The sequence below is a fragment of the Arthrobacter sp. 4R501 genome (genome assembly GCF_002929755.1).
Lineage (GTDB): Bacteria > Actinomycetota > Actinomycetes > Actinomycetales > Micrococcaceae > Arthrobacter.
Map to the genome: position 1 here is coordinate 54,370 of NZ_PJIW01000013.1, position 18,044 is coordinate 72,413.

The following is an 18,044-nucleotide window of genomic DNA, read 5'->3' on the forward strand; positions in this document are numbered from 1 at the left end:
TTAGACTTGAACGCGGCGCGTGCCCAGGGATATCTGAACAGTTAGGGGAACGCATGAAGATTGATTTCGCTTCATCGAAGCAATCAACTCTTGGTGTGGAATGGGAGCTGGCCCTGGTGGACGGCCAGACCGGCGAACTGGCATCAGTGGCCAACGAAGTACTCAGCGGCGTGGTCGCCAAGCACCCCGAACTCAACGAAGACGACGAACACCCGCACATCAAGCAGGAACTCCTGCTCAACACCGTGGAGCTGGTCACCGGCATCTGCGAGACCGCAGCCGAAGCCAAGGAAGACCTCAGCCGGTCCCTGGCCGCGGTGCGCGAAATCACCGACCCCATGGGCGTGGAGGTTTTCTGCGCCGGCAGCCACCCGTTCAGCCCGCCGCAGCTGCAACCCGTGACGGACAAGGCCCGGTATGCCAAGCTGATCGACCGCACCCAGTGGTGGGGCCGGCAGATGGTCATCTACGGCGTGCACGTCCACGTGGGCCTGGACCGGCGCGAAAAGGCACTCCCCGTGCTGGACGGCCTGGTCAACTACTTCCCGCACTTCCAGGCGCTCTCCGCGTCGAGCCCGTTCTGGGGCGGCGAGGACACCGGCTACGCATCGCACCGGGCCCTGATGTTCCAGCAGCTGCCGACGGCAGGCCTGCCCTTCCAGTTCCGGTCCTGGGACGAATACGAGTCCTACGTCCAGGACATGTTCACCACCGGTGTGATCGACACCCTCTCCGAGATCCGCTGGGACATCCGGCCCGTTCCCAACCTCGGCACCATCGAAATGCGCATCTGCGACGGCCTGGCCACCCTGGAGGAAGTGGGCGCGATTGCCGCGCTCACCCAGTGCCTGGTGGATGAATTCTCCACCACCCTGGACAACGGCGGCACCATCCCCACCATGCCGCCGTGGCACATCCAGGAGAACAAGTGGCGTGCCGCCCGCTACGGCATGGAGGCCATCATCATCCTCGACGCGGCCGGCAACGAACGGCTGGTCACCGACCACCTCCTGGAGACCCTGAACCGGCTTGAGCCGGTGGCCGCGAAGCTCGGCTGCCCCGACGAACTGGCCGACGTCGAGAAGATCATCCGCCGCGGCGCCGGGTACCAGCGGCAGCGCCGCGTCGCTGCCGAACACGGCGGCGACCTGCAGGCCGTGGTGCTGGACCTGGTCAAGCAGATGCGGAACGGGCCGACGGGGTAAATCCCACCCGTTGCTCTATCAGTTGTGGTCCCTAAACCGGCGGTTTGGGGACCACAACTGATAGAGCAAGTTGGGTTTTCGGCAGGCTTCAACCACCGGCGGGGAGTGAAACCGCTGTGACCGGCATCGAGGAATCCGGGGCGAAGCGGATGCCGCTGGGCCCGATCCCGGCCATCACCAGCTGCGCACCGAGGGCTGCCACCATGGCGCCGTTGTCCGTGCACAGGTCCAGCGGTGGCACGTGGAGTTTGATTCCGGCGGACGCGCAGCGCTGGCCGGTGAGTTCCCGCAGCCGGGAGTTGGCCGCCACGCCCCCGCCCAGCAACACGTCCTTGATGCCATGCTCCCGGCAGGCCAGGACGGCCTTGGACGTGATCACATCCACCACTGCTTCCTGGAAAGCTGCGGCGATGTCGGCCACCGGCACGTCATCGCCGCGGGCATCGAACTGCTCGACGCACCGCGCCACTGCCGTCTTCAGGCCGCTGAAGGACCAGTCGTAGCGGTGCTTTCCAGGCTCCTCGGCGGTACCCATGTACTTGGGCTGGCTGAGGCCGCGCGGGAAGCGGATGGCTTTGGCGTTGCCGGTGCGGGCCAGCCTGTCGATGGCCGGGCCGCCCGGGTAGCCAAGGCCCAGGATGCGGGCCACCTTGTCGTAGGCCTCGCCCGCAGCGTCGTCGATGGTGGAGCCGAGGAGCTGGACGTCGCTGGTGATGCTGTTGATCTTCAGGATTTCGGTATGCCCACCAGAGACCAGCAGGGCGCCCAGGTTCTCCGGGAGACGACTGCCGTGGCCGAGCCCACCCGCGAGGCTGGCGGAACGGCCGGCGGTGCCGCTGGCACCAGGGCCGGCGGCAGCTCCGCCGTCGGACTTCCCATCCAGCAGCCCGACGCCGACGTGCGCCACCAGGTGGTTGATGGCATATAGCGGTTTTCCGGTGGCCACGGCGAGGGCCTTCGCGGCGCAGACCCCCACCATCAGTGCTCCTGCGAGCCCCGGCCCGGACGTGACGGCGATGGCGTCCACGTCCTCCAGCGTCACATCGGCGTCGGCCAAGGCCTGGCGCAGGGTGGGCACAAAAGCGTCTAGGTGCGCCCGCGAGGCGATCTCGGGGATCACGCCGCCGAAGCGGACGTGCTCGTCCATCGAGGAGGACACCGTGTTGGTGAGCAGCGTGGTGCCGCGGACGATGCCGACGCCGGTTTCGTCGCAGGAGGATTCGATGCCCAGCACCAGGGGCTGCGAGCGGTTCATGGCTGGCCTGCTTCTGTTGTGGGATCGGGGGCTGGTGCGTGAGCTAGTGCGGGGTCGGCTGGTGCGCCTTCGGGGGCCAGCTGCAGCCGCATGATGAGGGCGTCAACACCGTCGCGGTAATACCCGCGGCGGACGTGGATCTGTTCGAAACCGAACCGCACGTACAGCTGCTGCGCCCTGGGATTGTCCGCACGGACCTCCAGGAGGACGTCCGCGGCACCGTGGTGCCGGGCTTCCTCGATCAGCAGGGTCAGGAGCGTTGAGCCGATGCCCCGGCCTTCGAATTCAGGCACGACGGCGATGGTCTGGACATCCGCGATCGGCTCGATGCACATCAGGCCGGCGTAGCCCACAATGTCCCCGCCGCTTTCCGCCACCAGATACCGGCGCGTTTCGTGCTGGGAAAGTTCGGACAGGAACATGTGCAACGGCCAAGCGTCGGCCGGGAACAGCCGCTGTTCGAGGGCGTCCACGGCAGGCACGTCCTCCAGGGTCATGTCCCGGAAGACCACTCCGTCAGCGCTGGTGGGCATGCTCACAGGGCCCGCTTCCGTGGGCCAGGGACCTGGGCGTCTGATTCCCGGAGGTACAGGGGCGTGGAGTCGAGCAGCTGCCCGCCGGCTGCGAGCCGGGCCAAGGCGAACTGTCCGAGGTAGAGGGCGTCGGGCTGCTCGTTGCTGAAGTCAGGGTCTGCGCGCAGCACATCGCTGTAGAGTCCGGCGCCGGCGCCGTAGGCCGGGAGGTCCGGCAAGTCGGCCGCGAAGCTGACGTGCGGGCCGTCCTCGAGCTGCGGCAACTGGCCGTCGGCGAGGCTGTACCGCGCCCAGTAGACCTCTTTGCGCCGGGCGTCCGTGACCACCAGGAATTCGGCCGCGGCATCGGTGGACTCAGCCACTTCCAGTGCCACGGCGTCCAGGCTCATCAGCCCGTACAGCGGTTTGTCCCAGACGAACGCGAGCGTCCGGGCGGTTGCGATCCCCGAGCGCAGGCCGGTGAACGGGCCGGGGCCCACACCTGTCACGATCGCGTCGATGTCCTGGCCGGTGACGCCCGCGGAGGCCAGCAGGTCCTCGATGCCGGGTGCAAGCACTTCGGCGTGGCTGCGCGTGTCCTCCGTGGAGAAACTGGCCACCACGCCTTCGAGGGCGTCATCCGAGACGAGTGCCGCACTAGCCACGGCGGAGGTGTCGATGGCGAGAATAAGCATCAGGGTGTTCCTTCGAAGGCGCCGCCGAGGACAGGCTGGGTGCTCCAACGGGGACCAAACCCGCGCAGCACGATGGTACGGGGTTCGTCGAGGTCCTCAGTGTCGAAGTCGAGGATTTCGGTGTGGCCGGGCATTGGTTCCGCGGCGCCTATGGCGTCCAGCCCGATCGCCCGGTGCAGGTCCACTTCCAGCCGGCTCTCGCTCAGGTGCTCCACCCGGCCGCGCCCCCACTCGACCACGGTCACGGACGAGTCCAGCGTGTTTTCCAGGTCAATATCGTCAATTTCCGACGCCGATCCCAGCCGGTACGCGTCCACGTGCACCAGGTCCGGGCCACCGGGCCGCGGGCCGTCGGGCAGGTTGGGATGGATGCGGACCAGAACAAACGTGGGCGAGATGATTCCCGCGCGCACGCCCAGGCCTTCGCCGAGCCCCTGCGTGAAGGTGGTTTTGCCGGCACCCAGCTCGCCGGTCAGCACCAACAGATCCCCGGCCTGCAGCGCCGCCCCTAAAGCGGCACCGAGCGCGTGCGTCTCATCCGCCGTCGTGACTCTCAGCGTCTGTTCCCACGTGGGCATCTCTGCCGGGAGCACGCTCACGGCGCTGCCTGCCCGGCGTCGGGATTGCCGGCGCCGGGAGCGGCGCCGGCGGGACTGTCGTTAATGAACCGGCGCGGCACCCGCGGGCTGATCCGGGTCACGATCTCGTAGTTGTTGGTGCCGGCGGCGACCGCCCAGTCGTCCGCCGTGGGCCCGCCGTCGTCCCCGTTGCCGAACAGCACCGCCTCGGCGCCGACGAGGTCTGCGCCGGCGGGGCCGATGTTGCCGAGGTCGATGACCATCTGGTCCATGGCGATCCGGCCCACCACGGGGTAGGTCCGGCCGGCCACCCGGACGGGACCGCCGGTGGCAATGCGCGGCACACCGTCGGCGTATCCCAGCGGGATCAGCGCCAGGGTGCTGGGGCCGCTGGTCCGGTAGCGCAGGCCGTACGAGACGCCCTGCCCGTCGGGGACCTGCTTGCACTGGGACACCAGAGTCCGCAGTGTCATTGCGGGCCGGAGGCCCAGTTCGGCGGACGTCTGGCCTTCAAAGGGCGAGAGGCCGTAGATGCCCAGGCCCACGCGGACCAGGTCAAAGTGAGTATCGGGGCGGGACAGCGTGGCCGGGGTGTTGGCCAGGTGGCGGACCTCGGGGTCCACACCGGCGTCCTCGGCCACAGCCAGCACCTCGCGGAAGGCCGCCAGCTGTTCATCGGTTTCCGGCCGTTCGGGTTCATCCGCCACGGACAGATGGGAGAAGATGCCCACCACCCGCAGGAGACCCTGGTCCTGGTACTCCATGGCTTCGCCCAGCAGCTGGTCCCAGGCATCGAGCGCTACGCCGTTCCGGCCCAGGCCCGTGTCCACTTTCAGGTGGATCCGTGCGGGACGTTCCTGGTCACGCGCGGCGGCCACAATCCGGTCCAGTTCCCAGCCGGAGCAGCCGATGTCGACGCCGGCAGCCACCGCTGCGGCGAAGTTGCTTTCCGCCGTGTGCAGCCAGGCCAGCAGGGGGGCGTCGATGCCCGCGGCCCGCAGTGCCAGCGCCTCGGAGATATGTGCGACCCCCAGCCACGATGCGCCGGCTTCGAGGGCGGCCCGGGCCACCGGAACCGCGCCGTGTCCGTACGCGTCGGCCTTGACCACGGCCATGACCTTCGCGGGTGAGGCCGCGTCCGCCAGCCGCCGCACGTTGTGGCGGATGGCGTCCAGGTCAATGACGGCGGACCGCTCGTACCGAGGATCAGGTCCTGAGGCCGCACGGAAGTCACCGGTTGTTACGGGATAAGTCACCTTAGTGATTCTAGTGCGGGCGCTCGGGGCGGGATAATCGCGCCGCCCGGGCACACTGTCCGGGCGCTCCGGCATCAGGCGTCGGACAGGTGCGCGATGGTAGCGGAGGCCCGGCGCTGCGCTGCCAGCGGGACGTCGCTGACAATGTCCGCCAGGAAACCGAATCGGCGAAGCCACTGGCTGCTCTGGCGTTCCGGCCGGGAGTTGGCCCGCTTCCACCAGTCGGCGATGTCTCCCCAGCCGGGCGCCGCCAGCGATCCGCCCACCTCCTGCACGGCCAGGGAGGCGCAGAGGTTGGCAAAGCGGAGCCGGTTGCCCAGCGGCCAGCCGGCCAGGCTGCCCACGATGAAGGCCGCGTCAAAGCAATCGCCGGCCCCGGTGGGATCGTAGGCGGCCACCGGCAACGACGGCACCCACTCTTCCTCCCCGGTTTCCGAGTCCACGGCCATGGCACCTTGCGCACCGAGCGTCACCACGGCCACGGGCACGCGGTCCGCCAGCGCATACAGCGCGGACCACGGATTGTCCTTCCCCGTGAACGCCATGGCCTCACGCTGGTTGGGCAGGAAAGCATGGAAATACTGCAGGTTCTCCAGCCGCACCGGAGCCCACTCCCCGCTGGGATCCCAGCCCACATCCCCGAACAGCTTCACCCCCGCCTGGTGCGCGGCCACCGCCCACGGCTCGATCTCAGCGTCCAACGCGGCAATGCCGGCGAGCGCCTGCGGCGGCGAACCGATCAGTTCCGACGACGTCACGGGGGCCGGGTGGCCATGCGTCACCAGGGAACGGTCGTTGTGGACGCTGAGCGAGACGGTGACCGGGGAATGCCACCCAGGAATGCGGCGCGACAGGCTCAGGTCCACGTGTTCCTGCCCGGCCAGGATTTTCCAGTTGTAGTCGCCGTAGCCGTCGTCGCCGAAGGCGGCTGCGAGTCCCGTGCGCAGTCCCAGCCTCGCCGCCGCAATGGCCTGGTTCGCGACGCCGCCGGGGCAGCTGCCCATGCCTTCGCTCCAGATTTCCGTGCCGGGCTCGGGCGCGTGCGGCAGGCCCGTGAAGATGATGTCCTGGAAAACCGTGCCGGCCAGCAGCAGGTCGAACCCGCCGTCGGACGGTGTGCGGACGGTTGAGAGCGGATCGAAGCGGCGGTCCGGGATGGCGTCCATGTCCGGCAGACTACGCCCTGCCGCGGCCCCACGGTAGGGGCGTGCCCGGCGGCGCCCTAGACTGCTGCCTATGCGGCTTATGATTGCCGGCGGCGGCGGATTCCGCGTGCCGCTTGTGTACCGGGCTCTGGCGTCCGGCGCGTTTGCGGGGCTGGTCAGCGAACTCGTGCTGTTCGACGTCGACCCCGCCCGCCTCAGCGCCATCCGCGCGGTGCTGCGCGCCATGCCCGAGTCCGACGTCGGCGCTGCCGGCGGCCCCACCTCCGGCCCGTACGCACGTGCCGAGGCCCCCGCCGTGCGCACCACCACGTCCCTGCCGGAGGCCCTGGCGGGTACGGACCTGGTGTTCGCGGCCATCCGTCCCGGCGGCACGGCCGGCCGGATCAAGGACGAACGCGTGGCCCAGGACCTTGGCCTGCTCGGCCAGGAAACCACCGGCGCGGGCGGCATCTCCTACGCGCTGCGCACCATCCCCGAGATGCTGCATCTGGCGCGGAAGATGAAGGAGTTCTGCCCGGACGCCTGGCTGATCAACTTCACCAACCCGGCCGGCATGGTCACCGAAGCCCTGCTGCCGGTCCTTGGCCGGCGGGTCATCGGGATCTGCGATTCCGCGGGCGGGCTGGTGCACCGGGCGGCCCGCGCGGCCGGGCTGCCGCTGCCGGACGGAACGCTCGACGGCGTGGGCTACTACGGGCTGAACCACCTGGGCTGGCTCTACCGGCTGGAGGCCGGCGGCCAGGATCTGCTGCCCGCACTGCTGTCGGACGCCGCTGCCCTCAGTACCTTCGAGGAAGGCCGGCTCTTCCCGCAGCCGTTCCTCAAGGACCTTGGCGCCCTGCCCAACGAATACCTCTATTACTACTACCAGCGGGACGGCGCCGCCGCGGCCATGCGCGCCATGGCCGTCACCCGCGGGGAATCAATCCACCACCAGCAGGCGGAGCTGTACCCGCGGCTCGCCTCAGCCGGAGCGGACGCCTACGCACTGTGGGACGCGGCCCGGCGCTCACGGGAGGAGGGCTACCTCGCCGAGGCCCGGACCCACGGCGAGCAGCGCGACGAGGACGACCTCGCCGGCGGCGGCTATGAACGCGTCGCCCTGGCCGTGATGCGCGCGTTGGCGGGTGTAGGAGACTCCCAGCTCATCCTCAACACGCCCAACACGCTTCCGTCCGGTCCTGTCGGGGCGACCGCCCCCGGAAGCACCACCCCGGAACCGGCCATTCCGGGACTGCCGGCGGACGCCGTCGTCGAGGTCCCCTGCACGGTAACGCCCGACGGCGCGGCGCCGCTTCCGCAGTCAGCCCCGGGACCGGAGCAACTCACCCTCCTCCAGCGCGTCAAGGAGGTGGAGCGGCTCACCGTCCGGGCAGCCACGCACGGAGACCGGGCCGCGGCCCTCGACGCTTTCGGCCGGCATCCCCTGGTGGACTCTCCTGCCCTGGGGGCACAGCTCATGGCCGGCTACGAGCACGCCTTCCCTAGGCTGCGCGGGCTTTGGCGCGGCTAGAGCTTCAGGTACATCACGTGCAGACCCACGTATCCGAGGGTCGGGTGATTGAACGCTTCGGGGATGGTTGCGAGGATTTCGAAGCCCATGCCCTGCCAGGCGGCCACCGCACGGACATTGCTTTCCACCACGGCGTTGAACTGCATGGCCCGGAAGCCCGCGTCCCTCGCCGCATCCAGGGAGTAGGCGCACAAAGCCCGTGCCACGCCTTTGCCGCCCTGGCCGCTGTGGACCATGTAGCCGGCGTTGGCCACGTGGCTCCCGGCGCCGCCCTGGTTGGGGTGCAGCTCGCCGGTGCCGACCACGCTGCCGTCGGCCGTCACGGCCACAAACGCCTGGCCGGGGGCATCCTTGAACCAGCGGGCCCGGGCGTCGGCCTCTGTGGTGTCCCGGTCCCAGGTGAACGTCTCGCCGGACCGGATGACGGGCTCCAGTACGGCCCACATGCCGGGCCAGTCGGCGTCCGTGGCGGGGCGGATCGAGTATTCAGCGGAACTGGGCGGAGTAGTGGCTGCATTCACACGCGCCACGTTAGCAGCCGGGCAGGGGCCGGGAGGCCGCCCGGGAGCGGGCAGGAGTAGTGTTTTACCGAGTGGGCAACAGCGGGCCCACGCCGCGTGGGCGGTGGGAAGGGGAAGCCATGACATTGATCCGCAGGGTCGCGTTACTCTCCCTCCACACCTCCCCGATGGAGCAGCCAGGCTCCGGCGACGCCGGCGGGATGAACGTCTACATCCGGGAACTGGCCTCCGCGCTGGCCGAGACCGGCGTGGAGGTGGAGATCTTCACGCGCTCCACGTCAGCCAAGCAGGCCGCCGTCGAACATCCGGACCCCGGCGTGTGCGTCCACAACGTGCTGGCCGGGCCGCCGCGGAAGATCCCCAAGGAAGAACTGCCGGGGCTGCTGCACCACATGGTGGCCGAGATCGAGCAGATCCGCCAGCGCCAGCCGCACGGCCGCTACGATGTCATCCATTCTCACTACTGGGTGTCCGGGATCGCCGGCCTGGAGCTCTCGGAGCTCTGGGGCGTGCCGCTCGTCCACACCATGCACACCATGGCCAAGGTCAAGAACCTCCTGCTGGAGTCCGGCGAACAGCCCGAGCCGCGGCGGCGCGAAGAGGGCGAGCACCGGATCGTCGACGGCGCCGCCCGCCTGATCGCCAACACCACCGCCGAAGCCGAAGAACTGGTGTCCCACTATGGTGCCGAATTCGACCGGATCGACGTCGCACCGCCGGGCGTGGACCTCAGCACCTTCACTCCCGCCTTCCGCGCGCGTTCCCGGGCCGAACGGGGTGTTTCGCCGGAGACGTTCCACCTGGTCTTCGCCGGCCGCATCCAGCGGCTGAAGGGCCCGCAGGTCCTGCTCAAGGCTGCGGCCCTGCTGCGCTCCCGGCGGCCCGAGATCGATCTCCGGCTCACCATCCTTGGTGCCCTCAGCGGCAACAAGGACTTCAACCTCCGGCACCTGATCGCTGAGTCTGGAATGGACGACGTCGTCACGCACCTTCCCCCGGTCAGCGCGGCTGACCTGGCGTCCTGGTTCCGGGCGGCCGACGTTGTGGTGATGCCTTCCTACAGCGAATCGTTCGGGCTGGTGGCCATCGAAGCGCAGGCCTGCGGGACGCCCGTGGTGGGCACCCGGGTGGGCGGGCTGTCCCGCGCCATCTGCCATGGCCGGACCGGGCTGCTGGTGGACGGGCACCACGCTTCAGACTGGGCGGACGCGCTCGAAGCCATGTACGACGATCCGGACACCCGCGCCGACATGGGGCGGGCCGCGGCCATCCGCGCGGAGAACCTGGGGTGGAACCGCACTGCCGCCATCACGCTTGAGACCTACCACGCCGCCGTTGAACAGCAGCTGGCCAGCCGGCTGATCCCGACTTCCCCAACCCTCTCTCACCTTTGAGCCGTTTTCCCCCAACCCTCTCTCTCACCTTGGAATCGTCGGCTGATAGATTGTCGCGCACAGTGTTCCGCACAGAGCCAAAGGACATCGATGTCTGAAAACAAGGTCCTGACCGATCTTGAGATCGCGCAAAAGGCCGTCATCCTGCCCATCGGGGAGATCGCGGAGCGGGCCGGTATCAATGCCGATGCCGTGGAGCCGTATGGGCGGTACAAGGCGAAAATCGACCCCGCCCGGCTGCGGCTCCCCGCGGATAAGACCGCAGGGAAAGTGGTCCTCGTCTCGGCCATGTCCCCCACCCCGGCCGGCGAGGGAAAGTCCACCACCACGGTGGGTCTCGCCGATTCGCTGGCACGGGCGGGCCACAAGGTCATGATCGCGCTGCGCGAACCGTCCTTGGGCCCCATCCTGGGCATGAAGGGCGGGGCGGCGGGCGGCGGCTATTCCCAGGTCCTGCCCATGGACGAGATCAACCTGCATTTCACCGGTGACTTCCACGCGATCACTTCGGCCAACAACGCGCTCATGGCCCTTGTGGACAACCACATTTTTCAGGGGAATGAGCTGAACATCGATCCGCGGCGCATGACGTTCAAGCGCGTCCTGGACATGAACGACCGCTCGCTGCGCGAGGTGATCATCGGCCTCGGCGGACCGGCGCAGGGCGTGCCCCGCCAGGACAGTTTCGACATCACAGCGGCCTCCGAGATCATGGCCGTCTTCTGCCTGGCCACGGACCTGGACGATCTGCGCGACCGCGTGGGCCGCATCACTGTGGGCTACAGCTACGACCGCCGGCCGGTCACGGTGGCGGATCTGGGTGTCCAGGGCGCGCTGACCATGCTGCTCAAGGATGCCCTCAAGCCCAACCTTGTCCAGTCCATCGCCGGCACGCCCGCCGTGGTCCACGGCGGCCCGTTCGCGAACATCGCGCACGGCTGCAACTCCCTCATCGCCACCCGGACAGCGCAGCAGCTGGCCGACATCGTGGTCACGGAAGCCGGCTTCGGCGCGGACCTCGGCGCTGAGAAGTACATGGACATCAAGGCGCGCATCGCAGACGTGGCACCGTCCGCCGTCGTGGTGGTGGCGACGGTCCGGGCGCTCAAGATGCACGGCGGCGTCCCGAAGGACCAGCTCAAGGAGCCGAACGTCGAGGCGCTGGCCGCCGGCGTCGGGAACCTGAAACGGCATGTGCACAACGTCGAGAAGTTCGGTATCGCGCCGGTGGTGGCCATCAACAAGTTCGCCACAGATACGCCCGAAGAGCTGGAGTGGCTGCTCGCCTGGTGCGTCCGGGAAGGCGTACAGGCCGCGGTCGCCGACGTCTGGGGCCGGGGCGGAGGGGGCGACGGCGGCGATGAACTCGCGGCGAAGGTCGCCGCCGCGGTGGCGGCGCCGTCGGACTTCCGGCACCTGTATCCGCTGACCCTGTCTGTGGAGGACAAGATCCGGACGATCGTGCAGGAGATCTACGGGGCCGACGGCGTGGAGTTCTCGGTGCCGGCACTCAAAAGGCTGGCCGACATTGAGAAGAACGGCTGGGGCGGAATGCCCGTGTGCATGGCGAAGACGCAGTATTCGTTCACCGACGACGCCTCGCAACTGGGCGCACCCAAGGGCTTCACCATCCACGTACGCGACCTCATTCCCAAGACCGGCGCCGGCTTCATCGTGGCCCTGACCGGTGCCGTCATGACCATGCCCGGCCTACCCAAGGAGCCCGCCGCGATGCGCATGGACGTCGACGCGCACGGCAACCCGGTCGGCCTCTTCTGACCCACATTGCTCTATCACTTTGAGCTCTTATTCCGGGGGCAAAGCGACCAAAAGAGATAGAGCAACGGGAACTGTGGATAACTTCTGCGGGAGAGATTGGCTTCGGGCGACAATGGTGTGCATGCGACCCTCCGCACCTCTGCCGTTCAGCTTTTCGTCCGTTCCGTTCACTGTCCATGAGGCGCGGGCTGCCAGCCTGAGCAACGGAAGACTTCGTTCCTCCGACCTCACGTCCGCCGGACGGTTGCTGTATCTGCCCACGGGCTGGGACTTTGAAATCCGGGGCCTTGCCAGGGCGCTCTGCGCTGCCACTCCGGGCGCCTGGATCTCGCATCTAACGGCCGCCGTCGTGCTTGGGCTCTGGCTTCCTACCTGGTTCCGCGACTGCCGGGAACTCCATCTGAGCAAGCCCAGGAACCTGCCCCCGGTGCGGCGCGAAGGCGTGGTCGGCCATACCGTCCTGGCCTTTGATGGGGAGATCATGATGCGGGACGGGATGCGGATCTCCACGCCGGCCCGCACTTGGCTTGACCTTGCCAGCCTCGTGCCGCTGGAGGACCTCGTGGCTGTGGGTGACCAGCTGATCCGGCTGCCTCGGCCCGGCCTTGAAGACCGCGCGGAGCCGTGGTCAACGCTTCCGGAGCTGCAAGAAATGCTGAGGAGGCACCCGAAGCTCAAGGGCATCGTGAAAGCAAGGGCAGCGGTCGAGCTCATCCGTCCCGGTGCGGATTCCGCCCCTGAGACTTTCCTGCGCCTCGCCCTGACTGCCGCGGGCCTGCCGGAGCCAGAACTGCAACTGCGGATTGTGAAGGACGACCCGTACTCGCCGGCGGCAGACCTGGGCTACCGCGCCCATCGGATCGCCATCCAGTACGACGGCGGCCATCACCTGACCCGCGAGCAGCAGTCGCGCGACAATCGCCGCGACGAAACGTTCAATGCCGCTGGCTGGAGGTACTTCAAATTCAACGCGGACGATCTGGCTCACGACTTCCGCTGCGCGGTCAATCAGGTCCGGCTTGCACTCAAGTCCCCTTAAACGCCAGTTGCTCTATCAGTTGTGGTCCCCAAACCATACGTTTGGGGACCACAACTGATAGAGCAACGAGGGGGGTGGAGCGGGTTTAGCGCTCGAGGTCGCCGCGGATGAAGGCCTCGACCTTTTCACGGGCGAGGTCGTCGTTGAACTGCTCCGGCGGGGACTTCATGAAGTAGCTCGAGGCCGAGAGCAGCGGGCCGCCGATGCCGCGGTCCAGGCCGATCTTGGCGGCGCGGATGGCGTCGATGATCACGCCGGCGGAGTTGGGTGAGTCCCAGACTTCCAGCTTGTATTCGAGCGATACGGGGGCGTCACCGAAGTTGCGGCCTTCGAGGCGGACGAAGGCCCATTTGCGGTCGTCGAGCCACTGGACGTAGTCGGACGGGCCGATGTGGACGTTGCGCGGTGCAATGTCGGCTTCAACGTTGGAAGTCACGGCCTGGGTCTTGGAGATCTTCTTGGACTCGAGGCGGTCGCGCTCCAGCATGTTCTTGAAGTCCATGTTGCCGCCGACGTTCAGCTGGTACGTGCGGTCCAGGGTGACGCCGCGGTCTTCGAAGAGCTTGGCCATAACGCGGTGCGTGATGGTGGCACCGATCTGGCTCTTGATGTCGTCGCCCACGATCGGCACGCCGGCAGCGGTGAACTTGTCGGCCCATTCCTTGGTGCCGGCGATGAACACGGGGAGGGCGTTGACGAACGCCACGCCGGCGTCGATGGCAGCCTGCGCGTAGAAGTGCGCTGCATCCTCGGAACCAACCGGGAGGTAGCAGACCATAACGTCGGCCTTGGATTCGCGGAGCGCGGCGACGATGTCCACGGGCTCTTCGGCGGACTGTTCGATGGTCTCGAGGTAGTACTTGCCGAGCCCGTCGAGGGTGTGGCCGCGCTGGACGGTCACACCTGTCGGGGGCACTTCGGCGATCTTGATGGTGTTGTTCTCGCTGGCCAGGATGGCGTCGGCGAGGTCCACGCCCACCTTCTTGCCGTCAACATCAAAAGCGGCAACGAACTGGACATCGTTGACGTGGTACTTGCCGAACTCCACGTGCATCAGACCCGGGATCGTGGCCTGGGGATCGGCGTCACGGTAATACTGCACGCCCTGGACGAGCGAGGCGGCGCAGTTACCCACACCAACGATGGCAACACGAATCGGATTTGCAGACACGGAGCTCCTTTGAAGACAACTTCAGCCGCCAGAACGGTCGGTACCGGAAAGTACGACGGCGGCACGCTGGCAGTGCGCCATTCGGCGCCTTTTCATCTTACCCAACCAAGCGGGGGCCGGGATTGTTCCCGGCCCCCGTCAGTTGAAGCGTTACGTTGTTACTTCTGCTTCCATAGGTTGATGTCCGACTCGACGGCGAACTCGTCGATGGCATTGACCTCGTCTGCGGTGAAGTCCAGGTTGTTGATGGCGGACAGGGTGTCTTCCAGTTGCCGGACGCTGGAAGCGCCGACGAGTGCAGATGTCACGGAGGAGCCCTTGCCCTGCTCGCGGAGGATCCAGGCGATCGCCATTTGCGCGAGGGTCTGGCCCCGGCCCTCGGCGATCCGGTGGAGCCCGCGGACGCGGTCCAGGTTCTCGGGAGTGATCATGGCTTCGTCGAGTGACTTGTGCTGCGCTGCCCGGGAATCGGCGGGCACGCCGTTGAGGTAGCGGCCTGTGAGCATTCCCTGGGCCAGCGGCGAGAAGGCGATGCAGCCGGCGCCCACCTGCTCCAGGGCCTCGTACAGGTTGGGGCTGCCGTTCTCGGTCCATCGGTTCAGCATGGAGTAGCTCGGCTGGTGGATCAGCAGCGGCGTACCGAGTTCCTTCAGGATCCGCGCGGCCTCGAGGGTCTGCTCCGGGGTGTAGGACGAGATGCCCGCGTACAGCGCCTTGCCCGAGCGGACGGCCTGGTCCAGCGCGCCCATGGTCTCTTCCATCGGCGTTTCCGGGTCCGGGCGGTGGCTGTAGAAGATGTCCACGTAATCTAGGCCCATGCGCTCCAGGGACTGGTCCAGGCTGGCCAGCAGGTACTTGCGGGAGCCGAAGTTGCCGTACGGGCCCGGCCACATGTCGTAGCCGGCCTTGCTGGAGATGATGAGTTCGTCGCGGTACGGCTTGAAGTCGTCCTTGAAGTGGCGGCCGAAGTTGGTCTCGGCGGCGCCGTAAGGGGGACCGTAGTTGTTCGCGAGGTCGAAGTGGGTGACGCCCAGATCGAAGGCGCGGCGCAGGATGGCGCGCTGCACCTCGAAGGGCTTGTCGTCGCCGAAGTTGTGCCACAGGCCCAGGGAAATGGCCGGCAGTTTCAGTCCGCTGCGTCCGACGCGGCGGTAGGGCATGGATTCATAGCGGTCTTCCGCGGCTGAATAAGTCATACATACCATCCTGCCATCTGTGACGCGCGCAACAGACCGCAAGGCCCCGGGTTACGTCTCCGGAGCCGGCAGGGAATTGACGACGGCGGCAATCGCCTCGTCGTATTGGGGCGCCTGCAGGTAGTCGCTGTGGCTTACGACGAGGAACTGGTACGTGAAGGGATCCATCTCCTGCGCGTAGGGGTCTGTCCCGACGTTCTCGGCACCTCCCGGACCTTTATAGAGAACCGGGAAGCCGAGGTAATCGGTCTTGCGGTACAGATTCACCCATCGATTCGGACCGGCCCCGAGGACGTGGCTGAGGTTCACGTCGAACTGAACGGTCGGTTCGCCGGTCACCATGCGCTCATCGTCCGGGCTTCCGGCCGCGGTGAGCTTTGTCCGGCCCACCGGGGCGGTGGCGAGCACGGCCGGCCCCAGGAGTTCCGGGAAGAACCGGCCAAAATAGGACCTCAGCTGCGTGCCGTAGGTCAGCAGGCCGATCCGGTTGAAAGGCAAATCCGGCCGCGTTGACTTCAGATGGAACAGGGCGCTGACGGCGATCACCGCGCCAAGGCTGTGCGCCGAGATCGCCACCATGCCGGTTTTGGCAGGGGGCGCGCCGTCCGTGCCATCCAGCCACGCCGCAATCCTGGCGGCAAATTCGGGGACCGCCCGCTCGCCGTAGCTGGGGGGACCGAACGGGTGGGCGGTCTTGGGCATAAAGCACATCAGATCCCAGAGCAGTGCCAGTGGCCGGGAGTTCGGTTTGGCCGACATCACGGCAAGCGCAACAATGGTGGCGCCAGCCGCAGCGAGACCCAGGACGCCCATGCTTTCGATCAGCCTGTAAAGCCCTGCCACCGGGCCGGAATTCCACCAGTCCTTGAAGGTGCCCAGAATCAAGGCTGACAGCAACCCCAGGAAAATGAGGACGGCCAGCAGCGACACCACGGCCTCCGCCCGGTGGGCGAGGGACGCGGTCCGCCGGGCGGCCACCAGTTTGCGGCCGGCCGCTTCCTGCTGCGGCAGGGGCGGATCGGCAGAGTAGGCCGAGAGCAGCTCCGAGACGGCGGCTTCCTGCGTGTTCCAGGTCATCGATCGCACGGCCCGCCACGTGCACCATCCCCAGGCGACGGCGCCCGCGACGATCACTCCCAGCAGCAGCCCGCTGAAGAGCGAAAAGACCGACGGCGGCATCAGGACGTCACCGGCCATGGACCCGTACCGCCACATCCCGTCAGCCGTGGCAGCCCGCCGCTCGAGGTTGCGCTGGAGTACGGTGGCGGCAGCCCCCACGATTGCGCAGCTCAGAATGGTTGCCGCTCCCAGGGAAAGGGTGGAGAAGACCGCCGAGCCCTTGCCCCGCCAGCCGAGAGTCCGTTTGTCGTAGCCCTCCCTTCGGAGCCGGCTCATGGTGAGGATCAGCACCAGCATCACGAACATGAGCCCGGCCGGAGCGGTGCCCAGGCCCAGCATTCGCGTTGCGCCCGGGACGCCGCCGACAGGAGCACCTGAGAAAACGGCTGCCAGACCGGCCGCGACGACGCTGATGATGGCTCCGCCGGAAATCCAGCCCATCAATGATGATCCGTCCCGGGACGGCATGTCCGGATTATCCGGGGACTTCCGGACCGTCTCAATCCCCGCAAGCACCACCGCGCCGGCCGCGACCAGCCACGCCAAGACCATCGCCATGCCAGTCAGGCCGATTCGCCCGGGCGCCATACGAAGGGCGCACTCCGTGAAGAATGTGCCCAGGCTTCCGCAGGCAATGCCGTCGATCCGTGTCCAGAGCCCGTCCCAGGCGATGATGGCGCCAACCGCGGCAAGCGCCGCCCACACGTGCAGCCACCCGTTGTAGCGGATCTCCTTACGCGCTTCCCACAGATTCCGGATCATCAGCGTAGGGAGCGCTGCTATTTCCTCGACACTGCTGCCGGCCACTACCTGGGTGCCATTGCCGAGGTCCGGCCGGGGATGGAACCGGGTCCGCGCCAGGTAGGCGATGGCTGCCAGGGCGGCCACCGACACGATGGGTATCAGGGCAAACATGACGACGCGTTGTCCGCGGGTCCAGCCGGCCAGGCCGTCCAGGAAGGCCGGCAGCGCGGAGCAGACGCGGCGTTCCTGGTCCGGGACGTCGGCGGGAAAACACTGGACCGCGATCAGGTCCATCGAAACCACGGCCGCCGTCACCACAAAGTACAGGGTCAGACCCAGCGCGAAGAGCCTGATCCGTCCCGCTCCGTCGTGCCCGCGAGGCTTGTTGTCCGCGTAGTCGATGCGCGGTTCCGCCTGCCTGGTCACTGGATCGGTAACCGCCTGCTGCTGAACGGCGGGCAACGGCCGGCTCCAGTAGGCGGCGTTGGTCAGCCCGAAGGGCATCAGCAGGAACCAGGCCGTCCGGACCGCGGCGTCGGCGACCTTCCCGGCCATTCCTACCCCGGTGAAGCGTGCCAGCCGTCCCCACGAATACGCCTCCACCACCCGGGGGCTGTCACCGTTTGCCGCGGCACCGGCTCCTGCGCTTGCACCAACACCTGCACTTGCACCGGCGTCCACAACGGTGCCTTCGGCTCCGGCGCCCGCCCCGACTTTGGCCCGGTAAAAGCCCGCGAGCTCGTCACCCCAGGAGAGCTCCACGTCGTCGGGCTTGAGTGACCGCTTCCCCGATCGGAGGAGCTCGTGGGGCGGGGTGTTGCGGATGCCATGGATCCGCAATTCAAGCATGGGCGGAACCTTGGATGCGTTGTTCACTGGGTCACCCATGACGGCCTCCATC

General features: G+C 67.6%; 15 protein-coding genes. 5 read left to right on the top strand and 10 right to left on the bottom strand.

Annotated elements, in window-relative coordinates; all coding sequences use genetic code 11:
• Positions 1 to 53: 53 nt before the first annotated feature.
• Positions 54 to 1,205, top strand: a complete 1,152-nt coding sequence (locus tag CXR02_RS14080; RefSeq protein WP_104062577.1) for a glutamate--cysteine ligase — start codon at positions 54 to 56, stop codon at positions 1,203 to 1,205.
• Positions 1,206 to 1,293: 88 nt separating this feature from the next.
• Here CXR02_RS14080 and CXR02_RS14085 read toward each other — a convergent pair whose 3' ends face one another.
• From CXR02_RS14085 to CXR02_RS14110, 6 genes are all read right to left on the bottom strand, one after another.
• Positions 1,294 to 2,460, bottom strand: a complete 1,167-nt coding sequence (locus tag CXR02_RS14085; protein ID WP_104062578.1) for a tRNA (adenosine(37)-N6)-threonylcarbamoyltransferase complex transferase subunit TsaD — start codon at positions 2,458 to 2,460, stop codon at positions 1,294 to 1,296.
• The gene (rimI, locus tag CXR02_RS14090; RefSeq protein WP_104062579.1) at positions 2,457 to 2,993 is read right to left on the bottom strand and encodes a ribosomal protein S18-alanine N-acetyltransferase; all 537 of its coding nucleotides are present in this window, start codon (positions 2,991 to 2,993) and stop codon (positions 2,457 to 2,459) included. Before rimI ends, CXR02_RS14085 begins: the two co-directional genes overlap by 4 nt.
• A 2-nt stretch (positions 2,994 to 2,995) precedes the next feature.
• A complete protein-coding gene (gene tsaB / locus CXR02_RS14095; RefSeq protein WP_104062580.1) occupies positions 2,996 to 3,667 on the bottom strand; it encodes a tRNA (adenosine(37)-N6)-threonylcarbamoyltransferase complex dimerization subunit type 1 TsaB in 672 nt (223 codons plus the stop codon).
• Positions 3,667 to 4,245 (bottom strand): tRNA (adenosine(37)-N6)-threonylcarbamoyltransferase complex ATPase subunit type 1 TsaE, encoded by a 579-nt coding sequence (tsaE, locus tag CXR02_RS14100; protein ID WP_104062644.1) that lies wholly within the window; start codon positions 4,243 to 4,245, stop codon positions 3,667 to 3,669. Before tsaE ends, tsaB begins: the two co-directional genes overlap by 1 nt.
• A 17-nt stretch (positions 4,246 to 4,262) precedes the next feature.
• Positions 4,263 to 5,501 carry an alanine racemase gene (alr, locus tag CXR02_RS14105; RefSeq protein WP_258060971.1) on the bottom strand — a complete coding sequence of 413 codons (1,239 nt, stop codon included), beginning with the start codon at positions 5,499 to 5,501 and terminating at the stop codon, positions 4,263 to 4,265.
• 74 nt (positions 5,502 to 5,575) lie between these two features.
• A complete protein-coding gene (locus tag CXR02_RS14110; RefSeq protein WP_104062582.1) occupies positions 5,576 to 6,667 on the bottom strand; it encodes a carbohydrate kinase family protein in 1,092 nt (363 codons plus the stop codon).
• A 70-nt stretch (positions 6,668 to 6,737) separates the two neighbouring features.
• Between CXR02_RS14110 and CXR02_RS14115 the strand changes: the two genes are divergently transcribed.
• Positions 6,738 to 8,180, top strand: a complete 1,443-nt coding sequence (locus CXR02_RS14115; RefSeq protein WP_104062583.1) for a 6-phospho-beta-glucosidase — start codon at positions 6,738 to 6,740, stop codon at positions 8,178 to 8,180.
• Here CXR02_RS14115 and CXR02_RS14120 read toward each other — a convergent pair.
• The gene (locus CXR02_RS14120) at positions 8,177 to 8,701 is read right to left on the bottom strand and encodes a GNAT family N-acetyltransferase (protein ID WP_258060972.1); all 525 of its coding nucleotides are present in this window, start codon (positions 8,699 to 8,701) and stop codon (positions 8,177 to 8,179) included. The two genes, CXR02_RS14115 and CXR02_RS14120, sit on opposite strands and share 4 nt — an antisense overlap.
• A gap of 119 nt (positions 8,702 to 8,820) precedes the next feature.
• Between CXR02_RS14120 and mshA the strand changes: the two genes are divergently transcribed.
• From mshA to CXR02_RS14135, 3 genes are all read left to right on the top strand, one after another.
• Positions 8,821 to 10,095, top strand: a complete 1,275-nt coding sequence (mshA, locus tag CXR02_RS14125) for a D-inositol-3-phosphate glycosyltransferase (protein WP_104062585.1) — start codon at positions 8,821 to 8,823, stop codon at positions 10,093 to 10,095.
• A 90-nt stretch (positions 10,096 to 10,185) separates the two neighbouring features.
• Positions 10,186 to 11,874, top strand: a complete 1,689-nt coding sequence (locus CXR02_RS14130) for a formate--tetrahydrofolate ligase (protein WP_104062586.1) — start codon at positions 10,186 to 10,188, stop codon at positions 11,872 to 11,874.
• A gap of 121 nt (positions 11,875 to 11,995) precedes the next feature.
• The gene (locus tag CXR02_RS14135; protein ID WP_104062645.1) at positions 11,996 to 12,913 is read left to right on the top strand and encodes a DUF559 domain-containing protein; all 918 of its coding nucleotides are present in this window, start codon (positions 11,996 to 11,998) and stop codon (positions 12,911 to 12,913) included.
• Between the two features lie 85 nt (positions 12,914 to 12,998).
• On the opposite strand, the gene CXR02_RS14140 is transcribed toward CXR02_RS14135, so the two are convergent.
• The 3 genes from CXR02_RS14140 to CXR02_RS14150 form a co-directional block, all read right to left on the bottom strand.
• Positions 12,999 to 14,084 (bottom strand): inositol-3-phosphate synthase, encoded by a 1,086-nt coding sequence (locus CXR02_RS14140; protein WP_104062587.1) that lies wholly within the window; start codon positions 14,082 to 14,084, stop codon positions 12,999 to 13,001.
• Between the two features lie 158 nt (positions 14,085 to 14,242).
• The gene (gene mgrA, locus CXR02_RS14145; RefSeq protein WP_104062588.1) at positions 14,243 to 15,280 is read right to left on the bottom strand and encodes an L-glyceraldehyde 3-phosphate reductase; all 1,038 of its coding nucleotides are present in this window, start codon (positions 15,278 to 15,280) and stop codon (positions 14,243 to 14,245) included.
• A 51-nt stretch (positions 15,281 to 15,331) separates the two neighbouring features.
• The gene (locus tag CXR02_RS14150) at positions 15,332 to 18,031 is read right to left on the bottom strand and encodes a hypothetical protein (RefSeq protein ID WP_104062589.1); all 2,700 of its coding nucleotides are present in this window, start codon (positions 18,029 to 18,031) and stop codon (positions 15,332 to 15,334) included.
• Positions 18,032 to 18,044 lie beyond the last annotated feature (13 nt).